Annotated in this window: 19 protein-coding genes and 4 tRNA genes; 12 read left to right on the top strand and 11 right to left on the bottom strand. The window is 70.7% G+C overall.

Going from position 1 to position 19,905, the window contains the following annotated elements; translation table 11 throughout:
- Positions 1–221 precede the first annotated feature (221 nt).
- The 11 genes from cas2e to hemA all read right to left on the bottom strand — a co-directional run bounded on the left by cas2e (position 222) and on the right by hemA (position 12,122).
- Positions 222–515 carry a type I-E CRISPR-associated endoribonuclease Cas2e gene (gene cas2e, locus G408_RS0108540; protein ID WP_028770755.1) on the bottom strand — a complete coding sequence of 98 codons (294 nt, stop codon included), beginning with the start codon at positions 513–515 and terminating at the stop codon, positions 222–224.
- Positions 487–1,386 carry a type I-E CRISPR-associated endonuclease Cas1e gene (gene cas1e, locus G408_RS0108535; protein WP_037412856.1) on the bottom strand — a complete coding sequence of 300 codons (900 nt, stop codon included), beginning with the start codon at positions 1,384–1,386 and terminating at the stop codon, positions 487–489. The genes cas2e and cas1e overlap by 29 nt, the downstream gene beginning before the upstream one ends.
- Positions 1,383–2,081 (bottom strand): type I-E CRISPR-associated protein Cas6/Cse3/CasE, encoded by a 699-nt coding sequence (locus G408_RS0108530; RefSeq protein WP_028770753.1) that lies wholly within the window; start codon positions 2,079–2,081, stop codon positions 1,383–1,385. Before G408_RS0108530 ends, cas1e begins: the two co-directional genes overlap by 4 nt.
- On the bottom strand, positions 2,078–2,791 hold the full coding sequence (gene cas5e / locus G408_RS13880) for a type I-E CRISPR-associated protein Cas5/CasD (protein WP_037412859.1): 714 nt from the start codon (positions 2,789–2,791) through the stop codon (positions 2,078–2,080). The genes G408_RS0108530 and cas5e overlap by 4 nt, the downstream gene beginning before the upstream one ends.
- Before the next feature lie 10 nt (positions 2,792–2,801).
- Positions 2,802–3,944, bottom strand: a complete 1,143-nt coding sequence (gene cas7e, locus G408_RS0108520) for a type I-E CRISPR-associated protein Cas7/Cse4/CasC (RefSeq protein ID WP_028770752.1) — start codon at positions 3,942–3,944, stop codon at positions 2,802–2,804.
- A 20-nt stretch (positions 3,945–3,964) separates the two neighbouring features.
- Positions 3,965–4,483: a type I-E CRISPR-associated protein Cse2/CasB gene (gene casB / locus G408_RS13875; protein WP_051282806.1), complete on the bottom strand. Its 519-nt coding sequence runs from the start codon at positions 4,481–4,483 to the stop codon at positions 3,965–3,967.
- Complete coding sequence (locus G408_RS13870) at positions 4,480–6,123, bottom strand: hypothetical protein (RefSeq protein ID WP_037412855.1); 1,644 nt, start codon at positions 6,121–6,123, stop codon at positions 4,480–4,482. Before G408_RS13870 ends, casB begins: the two co-directional genes overlap by 4 nt.
- The gene (locus tag G408_RS0108505; RefSeq protein ID WP_028770750.1) at positions 6,116–8,674 is read right to left on the bottom strand and encodes a CRISPR-associated helicase/endonuclease Cas3; all 2,559 of its coding nucleotides are present in this window, start codon (positions 8,672–8,674) and stop codon (positions 6,116–6,118) included. The genes G408_RS13870 and G408_RS0108505 overlap by 8 nt, the downstream gene beginning before the upstream one ends.
- A 139-nt stretch (positions 8,675–8,813) precedes the next feature.
- A complete protein-coding gene (ppk2, locus tag G408_RS13865) occupies positions 8,814–9,677 on the bottom strand; it encodes a polyphosphate kinase 2 (RefSeq protein WP_051282805.1) in 864 nt (287 codons plus the stop codon).
- 76 nt (positions 9,678–9,753) lie between these two features.
- Positions 9,754–10,839: a peptide chain release factor 1 gene (gene prfA / locus G408_RS0108495; protein WP_028770749.1), complete on the bottom strand. Its 1,086-nt coding sequence runs from the start codon at positions 10,837–10,839 to the stop codon at positions 9,754–9,756.
- Entirely contained in the window at positions 10,836–12,122 is a 1,287-nt protein-coding gene (hemA, locus tag G408_RS0108490) for a glutamyl-tRNA reductase (RefSeq protein ID WP_028770748.1), read from the bottom strand. The genes prfA and hemA overlap by 4 nt, the downstream gene beginning before the upstream one ends.
- A gap of 55 nt (positions 12,123–12,177) precedes the next feature.
- On the opposite strand from hemA, the gene G408_RS0108485 reads away from it, so the two are divergent.
- From G408_RS0108485 to G408_RS0108430, 12 genes are all read left to right on the top strand, one after another.
- Entirely contained in the window at positions 12,178–13,806 is a 1,629-nt protein-coding gene (locus G408_RS0108485; protein WP_028770747.1) for a tetratricopeptide repeat protein, read from the top strand.
- 12 nt (positions 13,807–13,818) lie between these two features.
- On the top strand, positions 13,819–14,439 hold the full coding sequence (lolB, locus tag G408_RS0108480; RefSeq protein WP_028770746.1) for a lipoprotein insertase outer membrane protein LolB: 621 nt from the start codon (positions 13,819–13,821) through the stop codon (positions 14,437–14,439).
- Positions 14,436–15,320 carry a 4-(cytidine 5'-diphospho)-2-C-methyl-D-erythritol kinase gene (ispE, locus tag G408_RS0108475; protein WP_245584292.1) on the top strand — a complete coding sequence of 295 codons (885 nt, stop codon included), beginning with the start codon at positions 14,436–14,438 and terminating at the stop codon, positions 15,318–15,320. The genes lolB and ispE overlap by 4 nt, the downstream gene beginning before the upstream one ends.
- 21 nt (positions 15,321–15,341) lie before the next feature.
- Positions 15,342–15,419: transfer RNA gene (locus tag G408_RS0108470), tRNA-Gln, on the top strand.
- Positions 15,420–15,458: 39 nt separating this feature from the next.
- The gene (locus tag G408_RS0108465; protein ID WP_037412854.1) at positions 15,459–16,415 is read left to right on the top strand and encodes a ribose-phosphate diphosphokinase; all 957 of its coding nucleotides are present in this window, start codon (positions 15,459–15,461) and stop codon (positions 16,413–16,415) included.
- Positions 16,416–16,525: 110 nt separating this feature from the next.
- Positions 16,526–17,212, top strand: a complete 687-nt coding sequence (locus G408_RS0108460) for a 50S ribosomal protein L25/general stress protein Ctc (protein ID WP_028770743.1) — start codon at positions 16,526–16,528, stop codon at positions 17,210–17,212.
- A gap of 60 nt (positions 17,213–17,272) precedes the next feature.
- Positions 17,273–17,854, top strand: a complete 582-nt coding sequence (gene pth, locus G408_RS0108455) for an aminoacyl-tRNA hydrolase (protein WP_028770742.1) — start codon at positions 17,273–17,275, stop codon at positions 17,852–17,854.
- A gap of 10 nt (positions 17,855–17,864) precedes the next feature.
- Entirely contained in the window at positions 17,865–18,956 is a 1,092-nt protein-coding gene (ychF, locus tag G408_RS0108450) for a redox-regulated ATPase YchF (RefSeq protein ID WP_028770741.1), read from the top strand.
- Positions 18,957–19,038: 82 nt separating this feature from the next.
- Positions 19,039–19,124, top strand: a tRNA-Tyr gene (locus G408_RS0108445).
- A gap of 47 nt (positions 19,125–19,171) precedes the next feature.
- Positions 19,172–19,245: transfer RNA gene (locus G408_RS0108440), tRNA-Gly, on the top strand.
- A 26-nt stretch (positions 19,246–19,271) separates the two neighbouring features.
- Positions 19,272–19,347: transfer RNA gene (locus tag G408_RS0108435), tRNA-Thr, on the top strand.
- Between the two features lie 33 nt (positions 19,348–19,380).
- Positions 19,381–19,905, top strand: a 525-nt coding sequence (locus G408_RS0108430; protein ID WP_028770740.1) for a GTP-binding protein, incomplete at its 3' end; no start/stop codon positions are given.

Genomic DNA, 19,905 nt, shown 5'->3' with positions numbered 1-19,905 from the left:
CGGGGAGGTCGATCCCCGCGTGCGCGGGGGAGACCACGTTCGAGAGCTTCAGCAGCCCCAGCTCGAAGGTCGATCCCCGCGTGCGCGGGGGAGACCGCAGCATGCGCGCATCCGCCAGATGGTCGGCGGGTCGATCCCCGCGTGCGCGGGGGAGACCCTAGATCCTAACCCATTGCCTCGGTTGGGAAAAATGGATTGTGAAAGAGCCTCGGGGGTGCGCCTCACTCCCGCCGCGACAGCACCAGCCCATCGACGTCAACGAAGCTGATGGGCGGGCTGCCAAGGACGCGGACGGCTTGGCCCCCGGGAACGGCGCGCTCCTGCCAGAGCATCACGATGGCGGCGTTCTTTTCGTGGGGGAACCATTCTTCCAGCACGTTCCACGCCCGCTCGCGAACGGCGGGAGACAGGCGAGGGGCGCTATAGACCCCGGGAACGAGTTCCAGCATGGCTGATGCAAGGAAGCCGCGCACGCGCGAGGACACATTACGCGTCACCACCACGGTCATCGACATCGAACAGCTCCTTGATGCGGTCGATCATGCGCGGGATGAGTTTTTCCTGGCGGAACAGTTTCGTGGCACGTCGCCGGACTTCCCGTTCGAGATTCTCGGCCTCGCCATCACGGAAGGCGCGAACGGCGGCAAAGGCCAGGGGGAGGGTCAGGTCTACGCGGTAGAGGTCGGCTACGTCCAGCGTGAAGGCGTTGCTGGAGTCTTCATGGATGAAACCCAGTGGCGGCAGGGCCCCCACGGCCGCCACGGCGAGATCGGCGGCCGCCTCCACGAACGTGGCGGCGTGGTTCAGCGCCTGGTTGGGCAGATCGGCGGCATTGGGGTTTTGCCGGTCATAGCGCCGCCCCTGCCAGTGAATGCCGAAGCGCTGGGCCACGAGCTTGTAACTCTCCTTGATGCGGGCGCCCTCGATGCCGCGCAGGGTCTCGATATCGCGGTGCGGGAGGATCCGGCCGAAGCGCCAGGCATAGAGCCGGCGCGCCGTGTCCAGGCGGAGGGTGGGGTCGGCCCAGCGCTCGGCATGGCGGCGGGCCACGTCCGAACGCCCCTGCCCCATCGGCGGTGCCGTGTAGCTCTTGACGCCCCCTTCGCCCACGGCGGCGATCAGGGTGCCGTGGCGCGCGCACAGGCGCAGGACGTCCTGCGTCAGGCTGGTGCCGGGCCCGAGCAGGATCATCGACACCGCCTGGTAAGGGATGGCGTAGTCGCCGGCATCGAGCGTCTCGCTCTTTGCCGCCACGAAGCGCAGCGTGCCGTCCTCCACCGAGAGCCTGCCGTACTCCAGCCACAAGAGGCCGTGGCGATCGGCATGCGGGATGCGCGAGGCGGCCAGCCCCAGCCGCCCATGCATCAGGCCGGGCGTGGGGCTCATCGCGGCGGGGCGAGCAGCACCATGCCGAAACCGAAAGCGCGATGGCGGCCGATGCCCCGGGCCAGTTGCGATGCGAAGGCCGTGCCGTCCTGCACCACGGCATCGGCGCCGAACAGGGCCTGTGGTCGCTCGACGACTCGGAGGCGGTTGCCGCCATTGCGGGCACGGCGCAAGAGCCGGCTGCGGGCGCTCATCCCGAGCAGTTCCACCTGTTCCAGCCGCAGCGCCTCGCCCCATTGGGCCATGAACCATTGGCGATAGACCTCGGCGCGTGGCGGTGTGGCTGCGCCCGTGCGGTCCAGTGCCCGCAGGTAGACGTCCTTCTCCTCATCGTCCTTGCGCGAAACCGGGCAGGCCAGCACCTCCAGCCGCAGGCGCTGGCCGCTGCGCCACTCACCGGGCATGGGCTTGCTGGCCAGGCCTTCGGCCTCCAGGGCCGCCCAGGCGCCGGGGGAGGCGAATGCCTGGGCGCGTTCAAGCAGTTCGCTGGCGGGCCGCCGGGCATAGCCGAGTACTTCGCTCCGTCGCTCCAGATAGCGGAAGGGTTTGGGCGCCTCCTCCCCGAACAGGGCCGTAAACCAGGCGTGCAGGGTGTAGCCCAGGGTCTCGTCTTCCTGGGGGATGCCGTGATCAACAGCGAAGCGCAGCAGGCGCGGGGCATGGACGGGGATGCGCACGAGATGCAGGGGGCTCATGCCGTCACCTCCAGGAAGCCCACGGCATGGCGCTCGGTGCCGCGGTGGATGTTGTTGCGCCAGTCACGCGGGGCGTAGCGCTCTTCGACCTGGGCGCCCTGTGCCTCATCCAGCGGCCAGAGGGCGGGGATGCGGCCGGGACGCCGGCGCGGGCCGATGTCGGCGAGCGGCTCGGCGGCGAGCGCGGCCCGCACCCCCTCCGCCTTGCGGCGCCCCAGCAGCAAGGGGCCCGCGGGCAGGCAGGGCTTGCGGCCGAGGAACAGCGGCCGGGCAGGGCATCGCAGTGCCTGCTCCAGGGCCGCAAGGCCGGGCTCGCCTTCTCCGTCCAGCGCCAGCGCGATGGTGGCCACACCGTTGGCCCAGTGGTCGCGGTAGCGGATATGGGTGCCGGTGGTGGCAGCCCCCTTACCACGGTCTTCCCGGCGTCCGCGCGTGGTCCAGCCGGTGCCGATCATGAAATCCTGCCCCAGGTCCACGGTCTGGTAGTCGGTCAGCAACTCCGGTTCGGCATCCCAGCGGGCGGCGAAACGCAGCCGGTCCTGCAGGGACTGCAGCCGGTCGGTGTCGCGGTGGTCCCAGCCCAGGGCATTGCCGAGCAGGCCGGTGAGCATGGCCACGCCGGGGAAGCGCCAGACCGGATGGTTCTGGTCCACCACCACGGCGCCGAAGCTCATCAGAGGCGCATCGAGGCGCAGCAGCAGTACGTCCATGCCCATGGCCTCATGCCTTGGAGCCGAAGATGGCATCCAGCGCCGCCGTCACCGCCTGCGGCACCGGTTGCCTGGGCGGCAGATGCGCGGGCTGCTCCAGCGTGGTGGAGAGCTGGCGCGTCTCGCCATCGTTAGGGCCGCCGTACATCTCGTCGAGCTGTTTGACATAAGCCGCCAGACGGCTGAGCGCCGCGTTGCGCAGGTCGCTCTTCCCTTCCGGGCGCAGGGCGTCGAGGAAGGCATTGGAGAGCGCCCGGGGCTGGCTGCGCCCCACCTCGAGGTAGAGCGCGTCGGCCCAGGCGTAGGGCGCGGTGCTGCCCTTCTTCGCGCCGGGGCTCTGGCGCAGGATGCTGTCGATCAGGGCCTCCAGCACGCGCCGGGCGGTGCTGCCGTCCTGGCCCTGCCAGTCCTTCGCCTCGCAGCCGGTGAGATTGGAGACCAGCAGCGGCACGTCCACGGCCACGTAGCCGTAGTACAGGCCGGCGCCGAGTTCGGTCTGGTTGGCATGCGCCGCGCCGGTTTCGTCCTCGCGGTTGAGGTCGTCCACCACCGTGAAATAGTCCATCTCGGTGCTGGCGGCGTGCACGCTGAAGGCATGCGCCACGTGCACCGGCGCATCCACGCGGGCCAGCAGATCGGAGGTGACCATGCGGCCGAAGAGCGCGGCGGTGAGGCCGGCGGCCGATTTGCTCATCGCCTTGAGGTTGTCCTTCTCCTCCCGGGATTTCAGGCGTTCTTCCAGCGCCTTCTTCGGGTCGCCCGCCTGGCTGGCCTCGCGCAGCAGTTGCACGAAATAGTCGGCTTCACGCAGGCCAAAGAGCACGGGCTGGTTGAGATCACCTCCTTCCTTGACGCCGCCGTCGATCACGGCCTTTGCCAGCGGCTCGATCAGGCTCTCGGCGAGGGGCTGCGGCACGCCAGCCTCGACGGCTCGCGGCAGCACGGTCCGGGTGAAGAAGGAGCGGGTGCGTTGCCCGTCAGGGAGTTCGGGCAGCCGGAGGGCGAGATCCTCCCGCCAGTGCCGCTTCAGGCACTGCGAGGACACACGCAGCCGCACGGCGTTGCCGAAGGGGATGCGCTTGGCCAGCCCGGCGTCATCGCGGTTCAGGAGGCTGGCAGGGTAGGCGGTGAGGGTGTGGATTTGCAGGAACATGCGGCACTCCTTGCTGTGGGTCAGTCGTTTTTCGGCAGGTGGCGGTAGAAGGCCTGCGCGATGCGGCGATGCACGGCTTCGCGCTTGTCCGCATCCGAGGTGATGAGGAATCGGGCGGCCTCGGTGAGGTCGAAGCGCTCGCCCTTGGCGGCGAGGAAGCGCACGGCGGCCATGAACAGGTCCGGCCGCACGTCTTCGGGAGCGGAGAGCAGCCGTTCCAGCCGGCCTTCGGCAAAGCCGCTTTCGGCCAGCGCCTGGCCCCAGGGGTGTTTGGGGTCATGGGCCTCCGCGCCCAGCGTGGCTAGGCTCCAGGCCAGCAGCATCCAGGCTTGGGTCGCGGCCTCGGCCGGAAGATCCCCGTTCATCTGGCGCAGCCACAGGCGGTAGAAGGCCAGTGGCAGCGGTTGCCCGGGGGCCCAGCGCCGCAACGCGGCGCGGTCGCCATTGGGGTAGTGCTCGGCACCGATCGCGTGCGCCAGCCGGCCCACGGTGCTGGCGAGGGTCGATGTCTTGGGGGGCGTGGGGACGGGTTCGCTCATGCCGTTTGCTCCTCGGTTTCGGCGGGTTCGGTGGTGGCGCGGCCCGGCAGGGGCAGGCCGGCCTTGTGCAACATGCCGCGCCAGGCGCTTTCGGCCTGGGTCAGGGCCCGCCAGCGCCGGTTGGTTGGCAGCGGCAGGCGGGTGGCAGCCTCGTCGAGCAGGGCCTGGCCGGCCTCGACGAGGCGCTGCTGCCAGTTGCGGCGCACGGTCTCGTGGTCTTCGTCGGCGCCGCGCCAGAGCGTGGGGAAGTAGTGCTGTTCCCAGGTCCTGGTAAGGGCCGAGATCGTCTCTCGGCTAAATAGATCGATCCTTTCAAAAGCTTTCTTTTTCTCTTTCTTCCGACTGAGTTCCTGGATAGCGTTCAGTGCAGCAAAAGTCGTCGTATGCTGCTTTTTTCGGAGTTCATTTTCTGCTGCCTCGACTGCTAACACATAAAACGCGATTCGCAAGCATTCCTGCACGTCCTTGGCGTCATTCAGAAGGTGTTGCGCTAGATGCGCCAAGGTTTTCCGGGTTGTTTCTTGAGACAGCGAACGCTTGATCTTTGCGGGAACGGGGAGTTCGATGTGGTAGAACCCGTCTGTTTGACAATTTCCCCCAGTTAGAACGCTTGCTACCAGCCAGGAGTTTGAGTCCGATAGATGGCTTGTCATCAATAGCCCTTTGGATTCACTTATGCCATCTTTGAATATCAGTTTGCACAGGCGAGCTGGTGTGAATCCTGGGCTGGTGATGGTGAGCGCCGCTCCTTCCGTGGTTATAGGTATCCACGGGTCCCCAATATCACCTTTGTGAGGCTCTTTGGGGCCGATTTGTCTGGCTTTGGTTCCTGCTTGTAGTGCAAAAATCCCTTTTTGATACTCGTCGCGTTTTAGGCGGATGAGCCGGGCGGACTCGATAAACCAGGGCTCAAGTTGTCTAAGGAAAAATTGGTGCCCTTGACTGTTCCAGGGATGCGTCCACGTCAAGACAACAGCTCTGTCGCTGCTGTAGCCGTAAGGTGCATTAACAATGCTCCCTCGCAACCGACAAAGTGCATTGGTCTCATCCTGGAAACGTTTGGAGGTATGAAGATCCCGTACCCAGGCCACGAATGGTCGGCTGCCATATCCGCTGTTCATCCTTGCAACCCCATTCAGCGCGCCACCGCCCCCGCCGTAAGGGGAGATGGTTTGACGGGTCATCAGCGCGTAGAGCCAAGCCTCCATGTCGTCAGGCGCCACTTTTGCTGGCTTGACGTCATGGCTTTTAGATGTGAATAAAACATCTAACTCATCGGGTGCATAAGCGCAGGGTTTATAGCTGGCTTTCGGACAGTAAGGGTGTTGCATGAAGGCCGGCTTGGTCACGTCCTCCACCACCAGCTGCCAGGCCTCGGGGATGCCGTCGGCCAGATCGAGCAGGCCCTCGCGCCAGTAGGTGGCATCGGTGGGCAGGGCGTCGGTGGGGCGCCGCGCCTGGATGCTGGCGGCCAGCTGCACCAGGAACACATGCCAGGGATCGGCCTGATGGGCGCGCAGGCCCGTGTAGCCGTCCACCTGACCCGCACTCAGGGCTGCGAGCAGCCCGGGCAGGCTCAATCGCTGCACTCCGGCCGGCGTGCGCACGCCGATCAGCGGGTCGTGGAGCAGGTCATGCATCGTCTTTCTCCAGTCCAAGGCGGGTGTAGCGGAAGGCGCTGGCGCCGATGCGGAAGCGCAAGCCCTCGGGCGAGGCTTCGGCCTCCAGCGTCTCGGGTGGGGAATCGCCCTTGAGCCAGTGCGCGGGGAGGGCCACGCGGTCGATCGTCGCGCCGAAAGGTGAGCGCAGCGCAGCGGCCAGGGGAAGCTCGAAGGTCGGGCGGCCCAGCCGGGTGAGGACGCGCTCGCTCTTGTCCGGGTAATGCAGCTCGCCAAAGGGCTGGTCGTCGAGCAGCGAACGCAGGGCCTGGCGGATCTCGCCGAGGGCTTTGCCCTCGATCATCTGGCCATGGGCCGTCCAGAGGGCTGGCAGGGTGGCGAAGGCATCGGGGTGCGTGGTGCGCTCGATGCGCTCGCGTGCCTGTGCGGGCAGTTCGACCCGTGGCGCGTCCTGCAGTGAGCGCAGGGTGAGCGCCAGCACGCGGCCATCGGTGTAGACCGGGCCGAGGCCGGCCGGGCCGCGCAGGGCGCCGTCCTGTGCGAGATGGGCTTCCAGCCCGCGTTCGGGGATGCGCACCAGCGCGCGGGGCTGCGCGAAGCCGTCAGGGCGCTGGGCGCGGTCGTGCCGGTGCAGGCGGCCGAAGCGCTGGATCAGCACGTCCATGGGCGCAAGATCGGTGATGAGCCAGTCGGCATCGATGTCGAGGCTCTGTTCCAGCGTCTGGGTGCCGATCAGCAGTCGCGGTCCGTCCGCGGAGCCCTTGCCCAGCTGTGCCGTCACCGCCGCGTCCAGCCGTTCGCGGTCGGCACGGGCGAAGCGGCCATGGTGCGGGCAGCGCTGGCCATCGAGCTGGAACAACGCGGCGAGTAGCGCGGGATGGTTGCGTTCGAGCGTGCTCTCCACGAGCCGGAACAGCGCGTTGGCCCGGGCCACGGTATTGCAGACCACCAGCACGCGGGCGCCGGCCTCGAGCGCCGCGATGAGCCTGGGCAGCAGGGCGGCATCGTCGGTGAGGCTGGGCGAGCCGCTCACCTCGATGCTGCGCGTGCGGCTCGCCGGCATGGGCCAGGCCTTGGTGCGCGAGGACAGCAGCGGATAGGGGCGCTGGATGGCGTCGGCAAGCGGCTGGGGCGGGCGGCCAAAAAACTCGGCGGCCGCCGACTCGCCGAGGGTGGCCGAGAGCAAGAGCGCCCATCCGCCCCGCGCCAGATGGCCTTTCAGCAGGGCTTTCAGGGCCTCGCGCATGTAAGGGTCAGAGGCGTGCACTTCGTCGACCACCAGCAGGTGCCGATCCAGGCACACCGAGCGCAACAGGCTGTGCTTGACCTGCAGCACCGAGAGCAGGGCCTGGTCGATGGTTCCGACCGCGACCGGCGCGGCGAGGAAGCGCTTGGGCCGTTCGGCCGACCACAGGCGTTCTCGCTGCCGGTCGGCCTTGTTGTCGTCCCACAGCGTGCCCTCGGGGTCGGCGAGCGCGTGGCTCACGCTCTGGCCATCCACCTTCACGTAGCCCGGTGCGGCCAGCAGCACCGGCCCGGGACGGTCGTCAGGCTCGAAGGCGGCCTCGATTGCCTGCAACACCCGCCCATACAACTCCCGGGCGGCCACCCGGGTCGGCAGGGCGAAGTAGAGCCCGTCCACCCGGCCCTCGGCATACAGCCGGAAGAACCAGGCCAGCGCCGCCTCGGTCTTGCCCGAGCCGGTGTCGGACTCGGCCAGCAGCAGGCGAACGTCATCGCTGGGCGTGATCTCCCCGGCCAGCGCGGCCTGCAGCGGCGTGGGGCGGAACGCAAAGGTGGTCTCGAACGGCCTGGGCTCACGCCTGGCCGGGGGCATGAGGCCGATGCGCTGCAGGGCCCTTTGCGCCGCGGCCCGCGCCAGCGCCAGCCGGTCTTCTTCCGGGCTCTGCCGGTAGGGAAAGAACTGCGTGTCCGAGCCGATCCAGTCGGCCAGCATGACGAGCCCGGCGAAGCGCTGCTGCAGGGCTGGGGTGGCGTCGATGGGCGCCGCCTCGCCGAAGGCCAGGGGGAAGGCTCCGCGCGCGGTGGCCGCCAGGGCATCGAGCGCCGCGAGCGGGTCGTAGCCGCCGCTCGCCGTCCACCAATGGCGGGCCTTTCGTTCGACGCCTGAGTGCTGATAGTCGCTCTCCGAAACCGGACGGCCATGGTGGGAGAGGCTGGCGAGCAGCATCTGCATCGCTTGCTCCCCGTCCTTGAACCAGCCGACGATATCGGCGAGCAGTGCTTCCCACCCCGGTGGCCGGAGATCGTCGAGATCCCACAGCAGCGCCAATCCCTCGAGCACATGGCCGGCCGTATCCCTGGCGGCTGGGTCGGCCTTGGCCTGAAAGCCCCGGTTGCACTTGCCGAAGTCGTGCAGGAAGGCGAGGACGGTCAGGCGCTCCCACTGAGCGGGGTCGAGGCGTGGGAGCGACCGGGCGATCCCGGGGGCGTCGAGCAGCGCCCGGAAGGTGGCCGCCACATCGAGGCAGTGGTCGGCCAGCGGGTGGAATGCGCCATCTTCCCGGCGCTTGCCCCAGGGCTGGGTATCCATGCGGGTGCTGCCATCCATGCCTCGTCCTCCTTGCTGGCGTGATGAACCCGGTGTTCGACGGGCATCAGTCCGTGCTCCCCTTGCCCATCTTCCCACCCTCCGGGCTGGGCCGCAGTGGGTGCTTCGCAGGCAGCCTGCCGCGCTCGCGTCTCATGGATTAAGACGCCGGGCCCGTCTGGCCGCGGAACCGCGCCGGCCTCGGCGGGCTGCTGTCCTCGGAGCGGTCGGGGATGGGCTCCAGCACCGTGTAGCGCTCGCGTTTCGGCGGGTGGGTGAGAGGAGGAAGCTCCAGCACCGGCTGTTCCGGGGCATTCCATGGCAGGGTGCCGAGCCAGTGGCGGATCATCGACAGCCGGCCGCGCCGCTGGTCGTTGAAGTCCACGAGGGTCCAGGGCGCATGCCGGGTGTGGGTGGCTTCCAGCATGGCCTCGCGGGCGCGGGTGTAGGCCTCGTAGCTGGCGCGGGCCATAAGGTCGATGGGCGAGAGCTTGTAGCGCTTCAAAGGGTCGCTGGCGCGCTCGGCGAAGCGCTCCTCCTGCTGGGCCTGGTCCACGCACAGCCAGTACTTGGCGAGCCGGATGCCGTCCTGCACCAGCAGTTTCTCGAACACCGGCACCTGTTTCAGGAAGGCCTCGTACTGGGCATCGGTGCAGAAGCCCATCACTTTCTCCACGCCGGCGCGGTTGTACCAGCTGCGGTCCATCAGCACGATCTCGCCGGCCGCGGGCAGGTGCGCCACGTAGCGCTGGAAGTACCACTGGCCGCGCTCGCGTTCGCTGGGTTTGTCGAGCGCCACCACCCGGCAGTGGCGCGGGTTGAGGGTTTCGGCGATGGCATGGATCACGCCGCCCTTGCCGGCGGTGTCGCGGCCTTCCACCAGTACCAGCAGGCGCTGGCCGGTGGCCGCCACCCAGCGCTCCACCTCGCTCAGGGCGAGCTGCAGCGGCGCCAGCCGTTCGAGGTAGTCCTTCTTGCGCAGCTTCTCCGGGGTGCGTGTGGCCGCCGCCTTGTGCTTCGCCATGGCCCCACCTTAGCGCCGTCGCGGCGGGCCTGCACCGGGGGCCGGCGTGCCCGGCCGGGCGCCGCGCGGGCCGGGCTCAGCCCTGCTCGCCGAGCAGCTTCAGCTCGTCGGCCTGCGCCTCGCGGGCGAGGCGCTGCAACAGTTCGTCGAGCTCGCCTTCCATCACCTGCGGCAGGCTGTAGAGGGTGAGGCCCTCCACGCGGTGGTCGGTGATGCGGCCCTGCGGATAGTTGTAGGTGCGGATGCGCTGGCTGCGGTCGCCGCTGCCCACCTGCAGGCGCCGGCGGGCGGCGGTGGCGGCCTGCTGTGCCGCCAGCTGCTGGGCATGCAGGGCCGACTTCAGGCGCTGCATGGCCTTCTCGCGGTTGGCATGCTGGCTGCGCTCGGTCTGGCACTCCACCACGAGGCCGCTCGGCAGGTGGGTGATGCGGATGGCCGATTCGGTCTTGTTGACGTGCTGGCCGCCGGCGCCCGAGCTGCGGAAGGTGTCGATGCGTAGGTCGGCGGGGTTCAGCACCACTTCGCCCACGTCCTCGAGCTCGGGCAGGATGGCCACGGTGGCAGCCGAGGTGTGGATGCGGCCCTGCGATTCGGTGGCCGGCACGCGCTGCACCCGGTGGGTGCCGGACTCGTACTTCAGCCGGGCGAAGGCGCCGCGGCCCTCGATGCGCGCCACGATCTCCTTGAAGCCGCCATGCTCGCCCGGGCTGGCGCTCTGCACTTCCACCGTCCAGCCCTGGCGCTCGGCGTAGCGCGAATACATGCGGAACAGGTCGCCGGCGAAGATCGCCGCCTCGTCGCCGCCGGTGCCGGCGCGCACCTCGAGGAACAGGTTGGCGTCGTCGCGCGGATCGCGCGGAATCAGCAGCAGGGTGAGTTCCTCGTCCAGCGCGGCGAGGCGTTCGCGCAGGGCCGGGAGTTCCTCCTCGGCCATGGCCCGAAGCTCGGGGTCGGCCCGCATCGCCTCGGCCTCGCGCAGGTCGGCGAGCAGGGCGGCCTCGCGGGCCAGGGCCTGGGCCAGCGGCTCGAGCTGGGCGAACTCGCGCGAGAGGCTGCGGAAGCGGGCGGCATCGGCCACCGCCCCGGGCTCGGCCAGCAGGCGGGCCAGTTCCTCGTGGCGCTCGGCGAGGGCCTCGAGCTTGCGGCGCAGGGCGGGGCTCATGCGCCGGTGCCGGGATCCGCGCCGGCCGCGGCGGGCTGGGCGGGGAACAGGCGGTTGGCGGCGGCGAGCAGGGCGGTGTCGCCCTCGAGGGCGGCCTGGCGCAGGGTGGCGGTGGGGGCGTGCAGCAGGCGGTTGGTGAGCTGGTGGGCGAGGCGCTCCACCACGGCTTCCGGTGCCTCGCCGGCGGCCAGGCGCTCGCGGGCGCGGGCCAGGGCCTCGGCCTTGGCCGCCTCCGCGGCGCGGCGCAGGGCACGCAGGCCGTCCTGCTGGTCCTGGGCGCGCCACCAGGCCATGAAGTGGTCCACGGCAAGGTCGATGATGGCCTCGGCCTGCTCGGCGGCCTCGCGGCGCGAGGCGCGGTTCTCGGCGATCACCTGCTCGAGGTCGTCCACGGTGTAGAGGTAGGCATCGGGCAGCCGGGCCACGGCCGGGTCGATGTCGCGCGGCACGGCGAGGTCGAGCAGGAACATCGGGCGGTGCCGCCGCGCCTTCAGCGCCGCCTCCACGGTGCCGGCGGGCAGCACCACGTCACGCGCGGCGGTGGCGGAGATCACCACGTCGGCCTCCGGCAGGTGGCGCGGCAGCTCGGTGAGCGGCAGGGCATAGGCTCCCACCCGCGAGGCCAGGGCCTGGGCATGCTCCAGCGTGCGGTTGGCCACCAGCAGGCGTTTCGCCCCGGCCTTGGCGAGGTGCTTGGCGGCAAGCTCGATGGTGTCGCCGGCCCCCACCAGCAGCACGGTGGCGTGGTCGAAATCGGCGAACACCTGGCGTACGAGGCGCACGCCGGCGAAGGCCACCGACACCGGATGGGCGCCGATCCGGGTATCGGTGCGCACCCGCTTGGCCACTGCGAAGCCCTGCTGGAACAGGCGGTCGAGCGGGGTGCGCAGGCTGCCGGCGCCGCGCGCCTGCTGCCAGGCCGTCTTCACCTGGCCGAGGATCTGCGGTTCGCCCAGCACCAGGGAATCGAGGCCGGTGGCTACGCGGAACAGATGGCGCACCGCGGCCTCGTCCTCGTGCCGGTAGAGGTAGGCCTCGAGGGCGCCGCGCGGCAGCCCGCTGCGGCCGGCCAGCCAGGCCACGAGGCCTTCGTGGCGGCCTTCCGCCACCCGGGCATAGATCTCGGTGCGGTTGCAGGTGGAGAGCAGGGCGGCCTCCTCCACCCCCTCCAGGGCCTTGAGCTCGCGCAGGGTGTCGGCGAGCTGCGCCTCGCCCACGGCCACCCGTTCGCGCACGTCGACCGGCGCGGTCTGGTGGTTCACTCCGAGGGCGATCAGGGGCATGGCGGGCGGTGGGCGGGCGCGAGGCGGTATTCTAGCGGTCTTGCTTGGAGTGCCGATGAACTGCCCCCGGAGCCTTGCCGCGAACGCGCTCGCCGTGCTGGCCCTGGGCCTTGCCATCGCGACGGTATCCCGCCCCCTGGCGGCGGCCCTGCCCGTGCCTTCCGCCGCATCGCCCGCGCCGGCCCCGGCTGCCGGCCTGAGCCCGCCGGTGCTCGAGGCCCTGCTGGCCGCCGAGTTCGCCCGCGCCGCCGGCGAGGAGCGGCTGGCCGCCCTGTACGCCCTGCGTGCCAGCGAGGCCATGGCCGCGCCCGCGCTGGCCGGGCAGGCGGTCGAGGCGGCCCTGCTGGCCGGCGATGCCGAACTCGCCGCCCGTGCCCTCGAGCGCTGGCAGGCGATCGAGCCGAGTTCCTTCCGCCGTGATGCCATGGCCCTGCGCTTCCACGTCTTCCAGGGCGATGACGACCGCGCCCTCGAGACTGCCCTGCGCCTGCTGCAGCGCCCGGAGGGCGTGGCCGCGGTGGTGGCCGGGCTGGAGGCGCCCTATCCCGATGGCGGGGTGATCGCCCGTGCCGTGCTGCGCGCCCTGCGCGCCGCGCCGGCCTTCCCGCCGCGCATCGAGGCCTGGCTGGCGATGGCCGGGCTGGCGCAGCGGCTTGGCGACGACGCGCTCTCCGGGCAATGGGTGGAGGGCCTCGTCGCCGCCTTCCCCGACGACCCGCGGGCCGGCCTGCTGCGGGCCGAGCGGCTTGGCCGGCGCGGCGAGCGCGAGGCCGCCCGCGCCGAGGTGCGGCGGGTGCTGGACATGCCGGGGCTGGGCCCGGAGCAGCGGCGCATCGGTGCCGAAGCGCTGGCGGTGCTGGGCGACCCGGAAGGCGCGGCGGCCGCCATGGCCCGCGGTCCGCAGGATGCCCGCTCGCTCGGCCTGCGGGCCGGCTGGCTCACCCGGGTGGGCGATCTGCCCGGGCTGCGCCTGCTGCTCGGCGAAGCCGCGGCCCTGGCCTCGGCCGCGCCTCCGGGACGGGTCGAGCCGGCCCTGCTGCTCCTGCTCGGCGAGCTGGCCGAGCAACTGCAGGACTGGCCCGAGGCCGAGCGCTGGTACCGCCGCCTGACGGCCGGCGAGGCGGGCGAGAAGGCCCGGTTGCGGCTCGGCGTGGTGCTGGCCCGGCAGGGACGGCAGGCCGAGGCGGTGGCCGCCCTGCGCGCCCTGCAGAACGACGAGGCCGTGGATGGCGAGGTGCGGCGCGATGCCTTCCTCGCCGAGGCCGATCTCTGGGAGGCCCGCCGTCGCCGCGAGAGCGCCTTCGAGGCCCTCGGCCGCGGCCTTGCGGTGCTGGAAGACGATCCGGCGCTGCGGGTGGCCCGGGCGCGGCTCGCTGCCCGGGCCGGCCGTGGCGCCGAGGCCGAGGCCGACCTGCGCGCCGTGCTGGCGCGCGACGGCGCCTACCCCCCGGCCCTGCGTGCCCTCGGAGCCCTGATGCTGGAAAACGGCAAGCCCGCCGCAGCCCGCGAGGCCCTGCAGCAGGCCTTCGAACTCGAACCCGGCGCCCCCACCGCCGCCTCGCTGGGCGAGGCCCTGTGGCTGCTCGGGCGTACCGCCGATGCCCGCCGTGTCTGGGAGCAGGGCCGGGCGCTGGACCCCGCCGATCCCGTGCTCCTCGATACCCTGCGCCGCTTCGGCCAGTAACCCGCCCCCGCCATGCCCGTCTGCCTGCGTCTTCCCCTCACCGCGCTCCTCGCCCTGCTGCTCGCCGCCTGCGCCCACCGGCCGCCGCCTGCCGGGGCGCCGGGCATCGAGGTCGTGCAGGCCCATGCCGCGCAGGCCGCCCGCGAGGCCCGCCTGGCCGAAGTGCCCGGCTGGCGGCTGCGCGGCCGGGTGGCCTTCGCCCACGGGCAGGAGGGCAGCAGCGCCCAGATCGACTGGCGCCAGCAGGGCGATGCCTTCGACATCCGCCTGATCGCCCCGGTCACCGGCCGCCAGTGGCGCCTGCATGGCGATCCTGCCGGCGCCACGCTGGAAGGGCTGGACGGCGGCCCGCGCCACGCCGCCGATGCCGAGGCCCTGCTCGCCGAGGCCACCGGCTGGGTGCTGCCGGTGCGCGAGCTGCCGGCCTGGGTGCGTGGCGCCCGCGGCCCCGGTCCGGCCGAAGGCCTGGCGGTCGATGCCGAGGGCCGGCCCCTGGGCTGGCGGCAGGCCGGCTGGCAGCTGCGTTTCCCCGACTGGCTGCCCGGCGATCCGCCGCTGCCGCGGCGGATCTTCGCCGAGCGCGGCAAGGCCTCGGTGCGCCTCGTCGTCGGCCAGTGGGAGCCCGCCCCGTGAACGTGCCGCCCGCCGCGCCGCCCGAGGGCGAGGGCTGGCAGGCCTATCCCGCCCCGGCCAAGCTCAACCTGTTCCTCGCCATCACCGGCCGCCGGGCGGACGGCTACCACCTGCTGCAGACCGTGTTCCAGCTGCTCGACTGGGGCGATACGGTCTGGCTGCGCCCGCGCGCGGATGACCGCATCTGCCGCCCCACGGCCCCGGCCTACGCCCCCGAGGCCGGGCGCGACCTCGCGGTGCGGGCGGCAAGGCAGCTGCAGGCGGCGCTGGGGGTCCGGCAGGGGGTGGACATCCACGTCGAAAAACGGATCCCCGTGGGAGGCGGCTTCGGTGGTGGTTCCTCCAATGCCGCCACCGTGCTGCGGGCCCTGCCGCGGCTGTGGGGCCGGCCCAGCCCCCCTCCGGGGCAGCTGGCAGCCCTCGGGCTCGCCCTGGGGGCCGATGTGCCGGTCTTCGTGCACGGGCACAGCGCCTGGGCCGAGGGAGTGGGGGAGCGGCTGGACCCCCTCGCGCTCGGCGAGCGCCATTACCTCGTGGCCGATTCCGGGGTGTCGGTGCCCACGGCTGAACTGTTCCAGGCGCCCGGTTTGAAGCGGGATACGCCCCCGGCTACAATCGCCGACTTCCTTTCCGGGGCCGTCCACGGCAACGCCTTCGAGCCGGTGCTGCGCCAGCGCGCGCCGCTCGTGGCCGCGCTGCTGGACCGGCTGGGGGCATTCGGCGTGGCGCGGCTCACCGGCACCGGGGGCGGCTGCTTCGTCGAGCTGCCCTCCCGCGCCGAGGCCGAGGCCGCACAGCGGGCGCTGGCGGCCGAGGGCTGGGCCTGCCGGGCCTGCACGGGCCTCGACCGCTCGCCGCTCCTGGCGGCCCTCGGGGCCTGACAGGCGCACCGCAAGAGCGTTTGGGGCGTCGCCAAGCTGGTCCAAGGCACCGGATTTTGATTCCGGCATCCGCAGGTTCGAATCCTGCCGCCCCAGCCACCACCACCGTCGCCACGCCACCAGCCCGGAGCCCGCGCCATGCGCAAGCAAAACCTGCTGCTGTTCACCGGCAACGCCAACCGCCCGCTGGCGCTCTCGGTGTGCCGCGAGCTCGGCGTGCCGCTGGGCAAGGCGCTGGTGGGGCGCTTCTCCGACGGCGAGGTGCAGGTCGAGATCGAGGAGAACGTGCGCGGCCAGGACGTGTTCGTGCTCCAGCCCACCTGCGCCCCCACCGCCGAGAACCTGATGGAGCTGCTGGTGCTGGTGGATGCGCTCAAGCGCGCCTCGGCGGCCAGCATCACCGCCGTGGTGCCCTACTTCGGCTACGCCCGCCAGGACCGCCGCCCGCGCTCGGCCCGCGTGCCGATCACCGCCAAGGTGGCGGCCAAGATGTTCGGCGCCGTCGGCACCGACCGCCTGCTCACCATCGACCTGCACGCCGACCAGATCCAGGGCTTCTTCGACATTCCGGTCGACAACGTCTACTCCTCGCCGCTGCTGCTCGCCGACATCTGGCGCACCCACGGCACCGCGAACCTGATCGTGGTCTCGCCCGACGTCGGTGGCGTGGTGCGTGCCCGCAGCATCGCCAAGCGCCTCGACGACGCCGATCTCGCCATCATCGACAAGCGCCGCCCCAAGGCCAACGTCGCCACGGTGATGAACATCATCGGCGACGTGGCCGACAAGACCTGCGTGCTGGTCGACGACATCGTCGACACCGCCGGCACCCTGTGCGCCGCCGCCGCCGCCCTCAAGGCCAACGGCGCGCGCAAGGTGGTGGCCTACTGCACCCACCCGGTGCTCTCCGGGGCCGCCATCAGCAACATCACCAACAGCCAGCTCGACGAGCTGGTCGTCACCGACACCATCCCGCTGTCGGAGACCGCGCGCCTGTGCCCGCGGATCCGCCAGCTCAGCGTCGCCCAGCTGCTCGCCGAGACCATCCGCCGCATCGCCTTCGGCGAATCGGTCTCCGAGCTCTACGTCGACTGACCGATACGCCGCGGCGGGTCTCCCGCCGCGGCCGCTGCACCACTGCCCTGGTCGCGGGGCAGTGTCCCAGCCACCGCGAGGTGGTCACTCCAAAAACCAAGGCAACAACCATGGCAACCCACATCATCAACGCCACCAGCCGCAAGGACGAGGGGAAGGGTGCGAGCCGCCGCCTGCGTCGTGCGGGCCAGGTCCCGGCGATCGTCTACGGCGCCGGCACCGCTCCCCAGTCGATCCAGCTCAACCACGAGAAGCTCTGGCTGATCCAGCAGAACGAGTGGTTCTACGCCTCGATCCTCGACCTCGACGTCGATGGCAAGGTGCAGAAGGTGCTGCTGCGCGACATCCAGCGCCACCCCTACAAGCAGCTGGTCATGCACGTCGACTTCCAGCGCATCGACGAGAACGCGCCGATCCGCTTCAAGGTGCCGCTGCACTTCATCAACCAGGAGACCTCGCCGGCCGGCAAGACCGCGGGCGTGGTCATCACCCACGAGCTCAACGAGGTCGAGGTGAGCTGCCTGCCGAAGGACCTGCCGGAGTTCATCGAGGTCGATCTCGCCGGCCTCGCCGTGGGCGACATCGTGCACCTCTCGGCGCTCAGGCTGCCGGCTGGCGTCACCATCCCCGAGCTGAAGCTGGGCAAGGAGCACGACCTCGCCGTCGTGATCGCCAAGCACGCCCGCGCCGCCGAGGAGGACACCGCCGCGCCGGAGGCCGCCGAGGTGCCGAGCACCAAGTCGGCCAAGGCCGCCGCCGCCCCGGCCGCCGCGCCGGCCAAGGACAAGAAGAAGTAACCGTGCCGTCCGCGGCGCCCGGCAAGGGCGCCGCGGCGGGTACGGCGGTCACCGGCAGCGATGGCTGGCCTGCGCCTCATCGTCGGGCTCGGCAATCCCGGCCCCGACTACGACCGGACCCGGCACAACGCCGGGTTCTGGTTTGTTGATGCCCTCGCGGAGCAGGCAGGCGCCCGCTGGGGCCTCGATTCCAAGCTGCACGGCGAGGTGGCCAAGGCCGAGCTCGCCGGGCATGCGCTGTGGCTGCTCAAGCCCGGCACCTTCATGAATGCGTCGGGGCGCGCGGTGGCCGCGGCCCTGCGCTACTGGAAGATCGATCCGGCCGAATGCCTGGTCGCCCACGACGAGCTCGATCTCCCGCCGGGCGTGGCGCGGCTCAAGTTCGACGGCGGCCACGGCGGCCAGAACGGCCTGCGCGACATCCATGCCCAGCTCGGGCATGGGCGCTACCACCGGCTGCGGATCGGCATCGGCCACCCCGGCGACAAGGCCAGGGTCACGCCCTGGGTGCTCGGGCGCCCGGGGCGCGACGACGAGGCGGCCATCCGCGGCGCGATCGACGACGCCCTGCGCGTGCTGCCGCTGGCACTTTCCGGCGATTTTTCCGAGGCGATGAAGCGCCTCCATACCCCGAAACCCTGACGGAGTCCCCATGGGCATCAAGTGCGGCATCGTCGGCCTGCCGAACGTCGGCAAGTCGACCCTCTTCAACGCCCTGACCAAGGCCGGCATCGCGGCCGAGAACTACCCCTTCTGCACCATCGAGCCGAACGTCGGCATCGTCGAGGTGCCCGATCCGCGCCTGCAGCAGCTCGCCGAGATCGTGAAGCCGCAGAAGGTGCAGCCGGCCATCGTCGAGTTCGTCGACATCGCCGGCCTCGTGGCCGGTGCCAGCAAGGGCGAGGGCCTCGGCAACCAGTTCCTCGCCAACATCCGCGAGACCGACGCCATCGTCAACGTGGTGCGCTGCTTCGACGACCCCAACGTGGTGCATGTCTCCGGGCGCGTCGACCCGATCGCCGACATCGAGACCATCGTCACCGAGCTGGCCCTGGCCGACCTGGGTGCGGTCGAGAAGGCGCTCGCCCGCGAGGGCAAGCGCGCCAAGTCCGGCGACAAGGACGCGCAGAAGCTGGTGGCCGTGCTCGAGCGCCTGATGCCGGTGCTGAACGAGGGGCGTCCGGCGCGCACCGCCGGCCTCGGCGAGGAGGAGAAGGCCCTGCTCAGGCCGCTGTGCCTGCTCACCATCAAGCCCGCCATGTACGTCGGCAACGTGCTGGAGGACGGCTTCGAGAACAACCCGCACCTCGACCGCCTGCGCGAGTACGCGGCCGGCGAGGGGGCCCCGGTGGTGGCGGTCTGCGCCAAGATCGAGGCCGAGCTCGCCGATCTGGACGAGGCCGACAAGCAGGCCTTCCTCGCCGACCTCGGCCTCGAGGAGCCGGGCCTGAACCGCCTGATCCGCGCCGCCTACGACCTGCTCGGCCTGCAGACCTACTTCACCGCCGGCGTGAAGGAGGTGCGGGCCTGGACCATCCGCAAGGGCGATACCGCGCCCAGGGCCGCCGGGGTCATCCACAGCGACTTCGAGAAGGGCTTCATCCGCGCCCAGACCATCGCCTTCGAGGACTTCATCGCCTGCAGGGGCGAGCAGGGCGCCCGGGAGGCCGGCAAGCAGCGCGCCGAGGGCAAGGACTACGTGGTCCGGGACGGCGACGTGCTCAACTTCCTGTTCAACGTCTGAAGCCGGGCCGTCCCGCCGGCGGCCATCGCCGCCGCCTGCGTTGACAAGCCCGGGACCCCTCGCCAGAATATGCGGCTCTGTCGGAGGAATACCCAAGCGGCCAACGGGGGCAGACTGTAAATCTGCTGGCTTACGCCTTCGGTGGTTCGAATCCACCTTCCTCCACCACCCCTTCCGCCCCGGCGGGCCGGGTGGCCGAACGGTCCAGCCTTCGGGCGGGAGTAGTTCAATGGTAGAACCTCAGCCTTCCAAGCTGATGGTGCGGGTTCGATTCCCGTCTCCCGCTCCACGGTTCCACCGCAACACCGAAAACCTGCTCACATAGCTCAGTCGGTAGAGCACTTCCTTGGTAAGGAAGAGGTCGCTGGTTCGATTCCAGTTGTGAGCACCACCCCTACGAACCTTCATCACCGGATAGACGGCAATGGCAAAGGGCAAGTTCGAGCGCACCAAGCCTCACGTGAACGTGGGCACGATCGGTCACGTTGACCACGGCAAGACGACGCTGACGGCGGCGCTGACGAAGGTTGGCGCGGAGCGTTTCGGTGGCGAGTTCAAGGCGTACGACCAGATCGACGCGGCGCCGGAGGAGAAGGCTCGCGGCATCACGATCTCGACGGCGCACGTGGAGTACGAGAGCCCGACCCGTCACTATGCGCACGTGGACTGCCCGGGCCACGCCGACTACGTGAAGAACATGATCACGGGTGCGGCGCAGATGGACGGTGCGATTCTGGTGGTGTCGGCGGCGGACGGCCCGATGCCGCAGACGCGCGAGCACATCCTGCTGTCGCGCCAGGTGGGCGTGCCGTACATCGTGGTGTTCCTGAACAAGGCGGACATGGTGGACGACGCGGAGCTGCTGGACCTGGTGGAGATGGAGGTCCGCGAGCTGCTGTCGAAGTACGACTTCCCGGGCGACGAGACGCCGATCATCAAGGGTTCGGCG

The organism is Silanimonas lenta DSM 16282 (assembly GCF_000429065.1).
Classification (GTDB): domain Bacteria; phylum Pseudomonadota; class Gammaproteobacteria; order Xanthomonadales; family Xanthomonadaceae; genus Silanimonas; species Silanimonas lenta.
This window is presented reverse-complemented; position numbering and strand designations above follow the sequence as displayed.